The 11,425-nt window shown below is 70.5% G+C and carries 7 protein-coding genes; 4 read left to right on the forward strand and 3 right to left on the reverse strand.

All coding sequences use genetic code 11. From position 1 onward, the window contains the following. Nucleotides 1-72: 72 nt before the first annotated feature. On the reverse strand, nucleotides 73-1,563 hold the full coding sequence (locus tag ACZ6TU_RS28585; RefSeq protein ID WP_467677496.1) for a family 43 glycosylhydrolase: 1,491 nt from the start codon (nucleotides 1,561-1,563) through the stop codon (nucleotides 73-75). Then, nucleotides 1,560-4,820 carry a discoidin domain-containing protein gene (locus ACZ6TU_RS28590; protein WP_467677497.1) on the reverse strand — a complete coding sequence of 1,087 codons (3,261 nt, stop codon included), beginning with the start codon at nucleotides 4,818-4,820 and terminating at the stop codon, nucleotides 1,560-1,562. The genes ACZ6TU_RS28585 and ACZ6TU_RS28590 overlap by 4 nt, the downstream gene beginning before the upstream one ends. Before the next feature lie 269 nt (nucleotides 4,821-5,089). Between ACZ6TU_RS28590 and ACZ6TU_RS28595 the strand changes: the two genes are divergently transcribed. From ACZ6TU_RS28595 to ACZ6TU_RS28610, 4 genes are all read left to right on the forward strand, one after another. After that, nucleotides 5,090-6,754 carry a glycoside hydrolase family 43 protein gene (locus ACZ6TU_RS28595; protein ID WP_469551935.1) on the forward strand — a complete coding sequence of 555 codons (1,665 nt, stop codon included), beginning with the start codon at nucleotides 5,090-5,092 and terminating at the stop codon, nucleotides 6,752-6,754. Nucleotides 6,755-6,835: 81 nt separating this feature from the next. Beyond that, nucleotides 6,836-7,870: a LacI family DNA-binding transcriptional regulator gene (locus ACZ6TU_RS28600; protein ID WP_467677501.1), complete on the forward strand. Its 1,035-nt coding sequence runs from the start codon at nucleotides 6,836-6,838 to the stop codon at nucleotides 7,868-7,870. Between the two features lie 91 nt (nucleotides 7,871-7,961). Further along, nucleotides 7,962-8,714, forward strand: a complete 753-nt coding sequence (locus ACZ6TU_RS28605; protein ID WP_469551938.1) for an IclR family transcriptional regulator — start codon at nucleotides 7,962-7,964, stop codon at nucleotides 8,712-8,714. A 116-nt stretch (nucleotides 8,715-8,830) separates the two neighbouring features. Continuing rightward, the gene (locus ACZ6TU_RS28610; RefSeq protein ID WP_469551940.1) at nucleotides 8,831-10,024 is read left to right on the forward strand and encodes a PP2C family protein-serine/threonine phosphatase; all 1,194 of its coding nucleotides are present in this window, start codon (nucleotides 8,831-8,833) and stop codon (nucleotides 10,022-10,024) included. An 8-nt stretch (nucleotides 10,025-10,032) separates the two neighbouring features. Here the strand turns inward: ACZ6TU_RS28610 and paaK are convergent, their stop codons facing one another. Then, nucleotides 10,033-11,376 (reverse strand): phenylacetate--CoA ligase PaaK, encoded by a 1,344-nt coding sequence (paaK, locus tag ACZ6TU_RS28615; RefSeq protein ID WP_469551942.1) that lies wholly within the window; start codon nucleotides 11,374-11,376, stop codon nucleotides 10,033-10,035. Nucleotides 11,377-11,425: the final 49 nt, after the last annotated feature.

Below are 11,425 nucleotides of genomic sequence, written 5' to 3' on the forward strand. Positions count from 1 at the left end.
AGAAGTACCACGGCGGCGTTTCGCCGGTCTTCACGGGCCTCTTGCTCCATCCGGATCGCCTGCGCGGTCGCGCTACTCGCCCGACGGCGCCGTCAGCGGGACGCCCAGGCCCGCCGGGGTGCCGAAGTTCGGCGTGCCGTCGGCGTTCCAGGTGAACTTCTGTGCCCTGGTCGAGCGGTTCATGTCGCAGCCGCCGCTCGCCGAACTGTTCGCGTGGTACACCATCCAGTCCTCCGTGCCGTCCGGCGACTTGAAGAAGCCGTTGTGGCCGGGGCCGTACACGCCGTTGGCGTTGGACCGCTGGAAGACCGGGTTCGGTGACTTGGTCCAGGAGGAGGAGCTGAGCGGGTCGCCGCCGTTGTACGTGAGCATGCCCAGCTTGTAGTCGGGCGTGGAGCAGTGGCTGGCGGAGTAGATGATGAACGTCTTCCCGTTCCGCTGGAGGACTTCGGCGCCCTCGTTGACCGCGCCGCCGACCGTCTCCCAGCTGTGGGTGGGGCTGGACAGGATCCGGCGGGTGCCGCTCGCGGTCCACGGGTTCGACAGCGGCCGGATGAACATCGGCTGCGAGCCGTTGTAGAACGTGCCGAGCAGGTAGAGCTTGCCGTTCAGCTGGAGGATGCCCGGGTCCAGCTCCCAGGTGTTGTCCTGGGCCGGGTCGAGCAGGTCGGCCTTGAAGGTGTACGGCCCCATCGGGTCCAGGCCGGCGCTCTCCAGCACGTGGATCCGCTGCGTGCCCAGGTCGAACGGTTCCCGTCCGGCGGTGTAGTAGAAGTACAACCGCTTGCCGTTCGGGCCGTCGAGCAGGTGGAACTCGGGCGCCCACATCGTGCCCGCCCCGTTGGGCCGGGTCAGGTTGAAGATCACCTGTTCGGTGGCCGTGGCCAGCCCCGCCAGGGTGCGGGACTTGCGCATGGTGACCGTCGAGTTCCAGGTCGTGGTGGCGAGGTAGTAGTAGCCGTCGTGGTAGGTCATCCAGGGGTCGGGGCCGCGCTGGGCGATGGGGTTGGTGAAGGTGTTCGGGCTCGTGCCGCCGCCGGTGAAGCCGGGCAGCCGCCACACCCTGCCGTTCGCCGTGGAGCACGGCAGTTGCACCAGGCCGGTGTTCGATACCGGCGAACCTCCGCTGGGTGTGACGCACTTGCCCGAGCTCGCGGAGACCAGGTTGAAGGTCTTGTCTCCGCCGCTGACCGGCACCAGTCGCCACTGCTGGTTGGTGCCGCCGTGGCAGGGCCACTGGATGACTGTCGCGTTGTCCGCCGTGGAAGCGCCGTGGACGTCGACGCACTGGCCGGACCGGGTCGTGATCGTGTACGTGTCGCTCGTCCCCGGAACGGGGGCGAAGCCGAGGCTCTGGTTCGCGCCGGAGTCGCACGTGACGGCACGCAGCTGCGCCCCGTCGGCCGACGAACCGCCGGGCAGGTCGAGGCAGTTGCCGCCGTTCTGGTTCACCCCCGTCGAGGTGAAGGAGACGGCGGCGGCAGCGGGCGGTGGCGCGGCCAGGAAGGCGACCGCCATGGTGAGTGGGGCGAGGAGCGCGGACAGGCAGCGGGAACGGGTCACGGGCCGTACACCTTTGCTTCGAGGAGGCCGACGGAGTGGGTGCCGTTGCTGGTGAGCTGCACACGGAGTCGCGTGGTGTTCGTCGCGGTGAACGTGACGGTGTTGTACTGGTTCTTCGCCACCGGGTAGGCGCCGGCACCGGGCACGTCGACGTAGGCGCTGCCGTTCCAGTACTGGAGCTTCCACGAGGCGGGCACGTCGATGCCCTGGTCGTCGTCGAAGAAGTACACCTCGGCCTTGTTCAGCGTCTTCGCCGACGGCCAGGTCAGCTCGGCCCACTGCTGCCCGCTCTCCGGCCAGGTGCCCCAGCGCGGATTCACGGTGTCGTCGGACGAGGGCGGGTCGACCCCGTCGTTGACGGCGGTGACGCTCTCCCAGGGGGAGGTGTACGAGGCGGACGCCGTGGCCGACGAAGCCAGGTTGGCGGGTGGCTGGGCGCCGCCCCGGTGGTGGACCTTGATCTCGGTCAGCCCCGTCTTCGCCCCGGAGGCGTGGGTGGCCAGGACCCGTACGCGCTGGGCACTGATCGCCGGGAACCGCACCAGGTTGTAGTTGGCCCGGGGGGTGGCCGGACCCTTCGTCTGCTCGGGCACGTTCACCCAGGAACCGCCGTTGTGGTACTGGACCGAGTACGAGGACGGCGCCCGGTAGGTGGTGCTCGCCGGGCGGCTGTCCTTGAAGTACAGGCGCATCTCGTTCAGCGTCCGGGTGGTGCCGAAGTTCAGTTCGTACCAGTCCTGGCTGTTGGCGGAGCCGCCCGCGCCCCAGAACGGCTCGTTGGTGGGATAGCCGTCGACGGCGCCGGAGACCGTGCTGCCCGACCCGGTGTGGGAGGCGGACACGGTCGCCCCGGACGCGAGGTTCGCCGGGTCGGCGGTCAGGTCGACACCGGCCTTGGCGAGCATGTCGACCATGCGGGGACTGTCCTGCACGACCTGGGTGGGGGTTTTCAGCCCGGGGACGGCCGTGCGGTGGGTGACCGTGCCGCTGGTGGTGACCTCGCCGGTGGCCGGGTCCCAGGTGAAGGGCACCAGGGAGCTGACGGTGGCGGCCCGGTCGCCGTTGACGTAGACCGAATAGCCCTCCGGGATGCCGGGGTAGCGCGCCACGCCGTCGGCCGGGTCGTCCCAGACGATGGAGAGGTCGGCGCCCCGGTAGCGGAGGTTGTTGACCGTGAAGTGGGACCAGCCGATGTCGATGGGGGAGAGCTCGACCTTCGCGTCGTTGCGCGGCCGCAGCCCCGCCACGTCCTCGATCACGGTCCAGTTGCCGCTGCCCAGGATGTTGTGGTGGATCCATGACCGGTAGTTGATCGAGTTGCCGTTCCAGTCGGCCCAGAACTCGTTCGCGTCCGGCCACTGGGTGTTGCCGCCGACGTACTGCGCCCAGGTGTTCCAGTAGAGGAGCTTCTTGTAGTCGGTCGCGCTCATCCAGGAGTTGGGGTAGTTGCGCAGCACCGAGGAGTAGAGCCGGAACTGGACGGTGGAGTTGATGGTGGAGAAGTTGTTGGAGCCCGGTTCACCGGCCTCGGCCGCCGCCTTCTTGTCGGCCTGGTTGGCGGTGAAGAAGGGGAAGACCGGGTACTGGGCCGGGTCGTCGAACAGCCGCAGGGCCTGCCGGTACGTCGCTGTGTTCGGGACGGCGCCGACCGAGAACGGGTAGTAGTTGTTGATCTCCTTCCAGGGCACCCACTCGTTCGTCGACTTCAGCCGGTGCTCGAACAACTGCCGGTTCGGGTTCCACAGCACATTGACGATGGCGTCCTTGATCTGGTCGGCCAGCGTGCGCATCTCGCTCGCCTTGGCCCTGTTGCCGGTCGCCTCGTACGCCTGCGCTGCGGCCAGCGCCCCGCTGTACTGGTAGGCGGACTCGGCGCGGTCCATGTTCCCGGGCTTCCAGTGGAAGGAGACCGCGTCGGCGTCGTTGCCGGTGAGGGCACCCCAGTCGTACTCGATGAGCTTGTTGTCGTCGTGGTCGTAGTGGGCGAGCTGGCCCTTGACGTCGCCCTCGGCATAGCGGGCCAGGTTCGCGGCGATCGCCGGCTGGCCCCCGTGGATCTGGTAGCTCTTCCAGGCCGCCTCGGCGATGTATTGGGTGTAGCTGTTGGACCAGTTCTCGGGGTCGCCCGGGTTGTCCATGAAGCGGCCGCCCCTGGAGGTCTGGCCGACGCTGAGCCAGTCGCCGTAGGCATAGGACGGGTCGCGCAGGTACTTCAGGTCGTCGATGTGCATCGGCTGGGTGAGCGCGATGGCGTTGTTGTAGCCGAGGACGCCTTCGGTCGAGGTCGGGAACTGGAAGGTCTGCCCGGGGATGTCGGCGTCGAGGTGGTTGAAGCGCATCAGCCACCAGCGGTAGTAGAGGTTCTTCTTGATCGCGGGCTCGGGCACGTCGATGTAGGGCACGTTCTGCGCCCACCACCGGTTGTAGGCCCTCACGTGGGTCGCGAACGCGGTGGCTGCCGAGTAGCCCGCGTAGGCGTCGTACTCCGTGCGCGACTCGGGGATCTCGTCGGTGACGAAGCCCATGACCACCTTGGCGGTCACGGTGCCCCCGGCCGCGACCGTGACGGACCGGTCGAGGCCGCCGCCGGAGACGGTGAACCCGTCACCCGTGAGCCGCGGGCGGATGGTCGTCAGGTTGTTGTGGGCGTTCACCTGCCCGGTCAGCTCGCTGCCGCTGCCCGTGGTGGCGTACGGCGACGTCGCCCGTAACCGGAGCGTGGTGGAGCCGGAGCCGTTGTTCCTGATCGACAGGTTGGTCACGGCGACGTTGTTGTCCGTGATGAACTTCGTCTGGTCGACCGTGACCGAGCCGCTGGTGTGCACGCTCTTCCAGTGGCTGGGCGTCTGCCGGCGCTGCGAGACCTGCTCGGCGAAGGTGCCCGGGGACACCGCGACGGTGTAGGCGTTGTTGCCGGTGATGCTCTCCCAGTAGGCGACCTTGCCGCCGAAGCCGAACCGGGCGGGGTCGTGCTCCTTCATGAAGACCGCGCGTCCCCGGCTCATCAGCCAGGGGCCGGCCGGGTCGTCGCCAGAGCGGGCCAGCAGGCGGTCCATCCAGAAGTCGGTCCCCGAGCTCTCCGCGTCGTAGATCGCCCGCATCATGTCGCCCGGCGTGTGGGCGACGGGCGGAGCGGGGATCGAGGGGCCGCTGAAGGTGGGAAACCCGATGGTCTGCGCCGCCGCGGCCGGTCCGGCCGGGACGAGGGAACAGACGCCGAGCACCAGTGCGGCCAGCAGAACCTGCGGTCTTCTCATCGGATGCTCCCTGTCCGGACCGGGAAGAGCACGGAAACGACCTGAAAGGTTTTCGCAACGTAGGAGGGAGCTGATGAAGTGTCAAGAGAGCTGTGCCCTACTGGAGTTGGCAGACCCGGTAATGACGTGCGGCCGGAGGACGGGCCCACGACACCGTCGCGGCCCCGGAAAACCTTTCAGGCCGGCGTTGCTCGCGAACGTATTCGACATTACGGTCCTGCGGTGATCACCCGGCGCACGCCGGAGCGGGCGTCACGAGGGGACATCACATGGGAAACCGGCCGGTCGGCGTCATCCGCAACCCGGTCCTGCCCGGCTCGCACCCGGACCCGTCGATCCTGCGGGTGGGGCCGGACTTCTACCTGGCGACATCGACGTTCGAGTGGTACCCCGGCGTGCGCCTGCACCACTCCACCGACCTGGTGCACTGGCGCCCCCTCGGCGGTGCCCTCGCCGACACCCGCCTGCTGGACCTGACCGGCTGCCCCGATTCCGGCGGCGTGTGGGCGCCGAGCCTCACCCACGCGGACGGCCTCTTCCACCTCGTTTACAGCAACGTCTCCACGTACTCGGGCGGCTTCACCGACTGCCCCAACTACCTGGTCACCGCGCCCTCCGTCGAGGGCCCCTGGTCGGATCCGGTGCCGCTGCACGCCCGGGGCTTCGACGCCTCCCTGTTCCACGACGGAGCGGACAGCCGGCTGCTGAACCTGGTCCACGACTGGCGCCCCGGCCACGGCGGCTCCGCGGGCCTGGAGGCCCGGCGCTACGACCGTGCCGAGCGCCGCCTGACCGGCGACCCCGTGCGGATCGAGCTGCCGCCACAGGCCGGCTGGATCGAAGGCCCGAACCTCTACCGGCACGGCGACTGGTACTACCTGCTCACCGCGGACGGCGGCACGGGCTACGACCACCAGGTCACGGTCTCCCGCTCGCGCACCCTGACGGGCCCCTATGAGCGCGACCCGAACGGCCCGCTCCTCACCGCCCGCGACCACCCCGACCTGCCCCTCCAGAAGGCCGGGCACGGCAGCCTGGTGGAGACCGGGGACGGCCGGTGGTACCTGGCCTACCTCGTGGCCCGGCCCCACGGGCGTCGAGGGCCGTGCGTGCTGGGACGGGAGACGGCACTGGCGCCCGTGACGTGGACCGCCGACGGCTGGTTGCGCACGGAGACGGGGCTCCCCGCCCTGAAGGTGCCGGGTCCTGGCCTGTCCTCGGCGCCGTCCGGGAGGGATCACGCGGAGGGGGACGGCACCGAAGGATTCGACGATTCTGCCGAAGGCGACGGGTTCGACGGATTCGACGGATTCGACGGGCCGACCCTGGGGCCCCACTGGTCGACCCTGCGCCGGCCCGCGACCCCCGACTGGGCCTCCCTCGCCGAACGCCCCTCCCACCTGCGGCTTCGGGGCGGCCGCTCGCCGCAGAGCCTGGTCGGACCCAGCCTGATGGCGCGCCGCGTCACATCGGCACGCTGCTCCTTCGAGGCGACGATGGAGTACCGGCCCCTCACGTTCCAGCACCTGGCCGGGATCACCGCGTACTACAACACCCGCAACTGGTACCACCTGCACGTCACCGTGGACGACGAGGGGCGGACCGTCCTGCGCGTCGCGAGCTGCGACCGGGGCGTGCTGACCGTCGACGAGGCCGGTCAGGCGCGGCTCGGCGACACCACGCGGCTGAGGCTCGGCCTGGACTTCGACGGGGCAGAGCTGCGCTTCCGGTACGACGCGGGCGGAGGCTGGGAGCCGTTCGGCGCCGCCCTGGACGCGACGGTCCTGTCCGACGAGCACGCCGAGCACATCGAGGACGGCCAGGTCCGCTCCCTCGGCTTCACGGGCGCGTTCGCCGGTCTGTGGGCCTGGGACCTCACCGGGGCCAGGCACCACGCGGACTTCGACGAGGTGACGTACCGGGTGACGAGCTGAGCGCACGCCCGGCTTCTTGACGCGGCTCGTTTCACCGCGTACGCATGACTGCGCAGTCCGGCAGGACACAGGGAGAGACGCATGACGCCAGGGGGAGGACGGGCCGGCGGCCCCGCGCCGCGCAGCGTGGACGTGGCCCGGCTGGCCGGCGTCTCGCAGAAGACGGTGTCGAGGGTCCTCAACGGGGAGCGGTACGTCTCCGACGAGGTGCGCCGGCGGGTGCTGGAGGCGGCCGGGGAACTCGGTTACCGGCTGAACAGCGCGGCCAGAGCACTGGCCTCCGGGCGGACCCGCTCCATCGGCGTGGTCACGCTCGGCACCGCCCTCTACGGGCCCGCCTCGCTCCTGATCGGCGTCGAGCGGGCCGCGCGGGACGCGGGATACGCGCTCCGGGTGGTCAACACGCTGGAAGGCGACCCGGGAGGTGTCGTCGGCGCCGTGGAGTCGCTGCTGGAGCAGGGCGTGGACGGCATCGTCGTCTCCGAGCCCATCGACGAGGGAGCGGTCTCCCTCAGCGTCGACGTGCCGGTCCTCGTCCTCGGGGCGCCGGCCGCGTTCGGTGGCACCCGGACCGTCGCCACCGGCGTCGGCGCCGAACTCCTCGCGCGCACGGCCACCGAACACCTGCTGGACCTCGGCCACACGACGGTCCACCACCTCGCGGGCCCCGAACGGTGGTTCGCCGCCCGGGACCGCATGGAGGGCTGGCGCGGTGCCCTCGCGGCGCGGGGCAGCGAGCAGCCGGCCGTGCTCGTCGGCGACTGGTCGGCCGCGTCGGGCCACGAGGCGGGCCGCGTACTCGCCGCCGACAGTGACGTCACGGCCGTGTTCGCCGCCAACGACGACATGGCCATCGGCGTGATCCGCGCCCTGACGGAGGCCGGACGGCGGGTTCCGGACGACATCAGCGTGGTCGGCTTCGACGACATCCCCGTCGCCGCGTATGTGACCCCACCGCTCACCACGGTGCGCCAGCCCTTCGACGCCGTGGCGCGAGAGGGACTCCGGCTCCTGGTGCAGGCCATCGAGAAACCGGACGCGGAACCGCCACCGGCGAACGACCCCCCGGTCGAACTCGTGGTGCGCGCCTCGACCGCACCTCCGCCGTCCCGGTAACCGCCGGGGCGGCAGCCGCCGTCAGCCCGGCGAGGCGGCGCGGCCTCCACCCCGCCTTGCCCGCGCCGTACCGCTGACGCACGCTGGTCCTATGGGTGCGCAAGACGGCCCCACGCTCATCACCTCCGTCCAGCGGGCCATGCGTCTGCTGGAGGCGGTGAGCGCGCACCAGAACGGCGCGCCGGCCAAGCAGCTGGCGCGTGAGACCGGCCTGCCTCTGGCCACCGCCTATCACCTGCTGCGGACACTGGTGCACGACGGGTACGTGCGGAAACTGGACGACGGCGGGTTCGTCCTCGGCGACAAGTTGCAGACCATTCGGACCACGGGCCGCGCGCAGGCGCTGCTCAGCCGCGTCCGGCCCACGCTCGCCGCGCTGCGGGACGAGCTCACGGCCCCCGCCTATCTCACCTTCTACGAGGAGGGCGAGATCCGGGTCGCCGAGATCGTCGACGGCCCCGGGACGCCCCGCGTCGATCTCTGGGTGGGCTTCGAGGACGCGGGGCACGCGACGGCGCTGGGCAAGTCCGTCCTCAGGGAACTGGACGAGGAGGCCCGCAAGGACTACCTCTCCCGCCACCACCTCGCCGACCTCACACCACGGACCATCACCAGCCTGCCGGAACTGCTCCGGCGGCTGGACACCTCACCCCCGGCCGTCACGGACCTGGAGGAGTACGCCCTCGGCACGGTCTGCGTCGCCGTCCCGGTCTACAGCGGGGACATCCTCGGCTCCCTCGGCGTCTCGCTGCCGGCGAACCGGCTCTCCCGGCTGCCGGAGATCAGCGCACGGCTGCTCCCGACCGCGAGCCGGGTGACGCGGGGCCTCTCGCTCACTATCTGAAAATCCGCTCCTTGCCGGTGCCCCAGCTCACCCCGTTTTCTGGATGAAACAGACATTTCAGGGATGCGCCCCCAGCCCCGCGCCCCCGCTCACAGGTGAGGATCACGGATACAGACATGAGCCAGACCCGAGACCTTGGTGACGACCACTGGGCCGTACGGCCGTTCAGCAACCGAGTGGCCGGTACCCGGGCCTCGGCCCGCAGACGCGCATTCGCGCAGCTGGCCGCCGGTACGCCCGTCCTGCCCGTACTGATCGTCACCGTCATCGTGCTCGTCGACCTCGCCGGCGGAGCCGGGATGATCTGGCTCCCCCTGCTCGCGGCCGGGCCGGCCCTCGCGGCCACGACCAACGGGCCGCGCGGAGTCCTGTGGGTGGGCTTCCTCGCCGTCGCGCTCGGCGCGACGCTCGGCTTCCGGGACGGTATCCCGGGCCGGGAACTTGCCGCCGTACTGTCCGCCCTGGTGGCCGTCACCCTCGCGAGCGGCCTGGCCAGTGTCCTGCGGGGGCGCCGGGAACGGGTGCTCGCGGCCGTCCGATCGGTCGCGGAGACCGCCCAGCACGCACTGCTCAAGCCCGTGCCGTCGACCGTCGGACCGTTCCAGGTGGCCGTCCGCTACAGCGCCGCGGCGGCCGAGGCCCGTATCGGCGGGGACCTCTACGCCCTGATACCGACCCCGCACGGGGTGCGGTTGATCGTCGGCGATGTGCGCGGCAAGGGACTGCCCGCCGTCGGGACCGCCGCGCTGGTGCTCGGTGTCTTCCGCGAGGCCGCCCACGACGAGGCCGACCTCCTCGCCGTGGTCGACAGGATCGAGCGGAGTCTGGCGCGCAACCTCGGTCACGACGACTTCGTCACCGCCGTGGTCGCGGGCTACCCGCAGGACGGGCACCTGGAGGTGGTGAACTGCGGACACACGCCTCCGCTGCTGGTGCGCGCCTCCGGGAACGTCACTCCGGTGGAGCCCGCTCATCCGTCCCCGCCTCTCGGGCTGCGAGCCCTCGCCGGTCACGGGCCCAGCCTCCACGTGCTTCCCTTCGCCGACGGTGACCAGCTGCTGCTCTACACCGACGGGGTCACCGAAGCCCGGGACCACGGGCAATCCTTCTATCCGCTCGCCGAAGGACTGGAGCGACACGTGTCCCGCGAGCCGGCCCACACCCTCGGCGCGCTCCACGACGAGCTGCTGACCCATGTGGGCGGCCGGCTGCACGACGACGCGGCACTGCTCCTGATCCGCAAACCGGCCGCATCCGAAGCGGGCGTGCCCGAGGAGGTCACCGCTCCCGAGGCGCGGTACTGCCTGTGAGGGCGGTGTTACCGCTTCCCGCGCAGGTCCTTGACCCGGCGGAGCTTGCCGAGGGAGCGCTCCAGGGTCTCCGGGTCGACGATCGACACGTCGACGGTCACACCGACTCCGTCCTTGACGTCCTTCGCGATCGCTCGGGCGGCGGCCTCGCGCCGGTCGGCGGGCGTGCCGGGGCGAGTTTCGACGCGGACGGTCATGTGGTCCGTCCGTTCGCGCCGGGACAGCTCGATCTGGAAGTGCGCGGCGACGCCGGGCGTGCGCAGCACGATCTCCTCGATCTGGCTGGGGAAGACGTTCACCCCACGCAGGATGATCATGTCGTCGCAGCGGCCGGTGATCTTCTGGATGCGACGGAAGGCGGGACGGGCCGTGCCGGGCAGCAGCCGGGTCAGGTCGCGTGTGCGGTAGCGGACGACCGGCAGGGCTTCCTTGGTGAGGGAGGTGAAGACCAGTTCGCCCTCCTCGCCGTCGGGCAGCACCTCGCCCGTGAGCGGGTCGACGACCTCGGGGTAGAAGTGGTCCTCCCACACGTGCAGCCCGTCCTTGGTCTCCACGCACTCCTGGGCGACACCCGGGCCGATGACCTCGGACAGGCCGTATATGTCGACGGCGTGGACGTCCATGCGCTCCTCGATCTCGCGGCGCATCTCCTCCGTCCACGGCTCGGCACCGAAGATCCCGACCTTCAGGGAGGTGGAGCGCGGGTCGGCGCCCTGACGCTCGAACTCGTCGAGGAGGGTGAGCATGTAGGAGGGGGTGACCATGATGATCTCGGGCTGGAAGTCCTGGATGATCTGCACCTGGCGTGCGGTCATGCCCCCCGAGGCGGGGATGACGGTGCACCCGGCCCGTTCGGCCCCGTAGTGCGCGCCGAGGCCGCCGGTGAACAGGCCGTATCCGTAGGAGACATGCACCTTGTGCCCGGGGCGACCGCCCGCGGCACGGATCGAGCGGGCGACCAGGTCCGCCCACATCGTCAGGTCGTTCTCCGTGTAGCCGACGACCGTGGGACGGCCGGTGGTGCCACTGGAGGCGTGGACGCGCCGGACCTGGTCCATGGGGACGGCGAACATGCCGAACGGGTAGGTGTCGCGCAGATCCGCCTTGGTCGTGAAGGGGAACCGGGACAGGTCCTCCAGCGAGCGGCAGTCGTCAGGTCCGACACCGGCCTCGTCGAACTTGTTCCGGTACGTCGCCACGTTGTCGTAGGCGTGGCGCAGACTCCGGCGCAGACGGTCGAGCTGGAGATCGCGCAGCTCCTCGCGTGACAGGCGCTCGCCGTCGTCCAGCAGGCCGTGGGGGAGGGGCTCGCCCCGCCGGGGCCCTGCCGCCGTGTCAGCTGTCCGGCTCACTTCACGCACCACCTTGTAACCCGACCGACCATTCGGTTAGCTTCGGCGT

Source organism: Streptomyces sp. NPDC052064 (genome assembly GCF_055585925.1).